This is a genomic window from Streptomyces sp. KR55 (genome assembly GCF_052245645.1).
Lineage (GTDB): Bacteria > Actinomycetota > Actinomycetes > Streptomycetales > Streptomycetaceae > Streptomyces > Streptomyces flavusporus.
Map to the genome: position 1 here is coordinate 1 of NZ_JBQQCE010001032.1, position 529 is coordinate 529.

The following is a 529-nucleotide window of genomic DNA, read 5'->3' on the forward strand; positions in this document are numbered from 1 at the left end:
GAATCCTGCCGGGGGCACCAGCGGAAACGCCCCGGACCGATCATGGTCCGGGGCGTTCGGCATCAGGTTCTGACACGCAGCTCTTCTCTGTGATCGCGCTGCGGCGCGCCTGCTGACGTACCCCCGTGACACGTCTGTGACAGTCGGCGGACACCGTCGTGAAGTCGCCCGGGCAGGCTTTTCAAAAGAGGGCAAACAGCACCATTCGGGCATATGCCTCCTGCTTTCGAGGGCGTGAGCAGTGATGACCGAGCCGATCGTCGGAGGAAATCCCATGAGCCTCACAGCCACCATGCCGCACATCGAAGCCCCCGCACCTGCGCTGGCCCCGCGTGAGCGGGAGACACTGCGCCACATCGCCGGAGGGCGCACCTACCTGCAAACGGCCCGCCACATGGGACTCTCCAAGCACACGGTCGACGCCTACCTCCGCCGCATCCGGGCCAAGCTCAACATCAACAGCACGGCCGAACTCACCCGACTGGCCATCTCCCTGGGACTGTGACGCCCGCCCGCCCGAGTCCGACCG

The 529-nt window shown here is 66.2% G+C and carries 1 protein-coding gene; it reads left to right on the top strand.

Features of this window, described 5'->3' with window-relative positions; all coding sequences use genetic code 11:
• Positions 1 to 274 precede the first annotated feature (274 nt).
• Complete coding sequence (locus ACTWQJ_RS52170) at positions 275 to 505, top strand: response regulator transcription factor (protein ID WP_443313321.1); 231 nt, start codon at positions 275 to 277, stop codon at positions 503 to 505.
• Positions 506 to 529 lie beyond the last annotated feature (24 nt).

Excerpts from the sequence above, each read along its gene's own strand:
- ACTWQJ_RS52170 (WP_443313321.1), top strand. The coding sequence starts at position 275 with ATGAGCCTCACAGCCACCATGCCGCACATCGAAGCCCCCGCACCTGCG.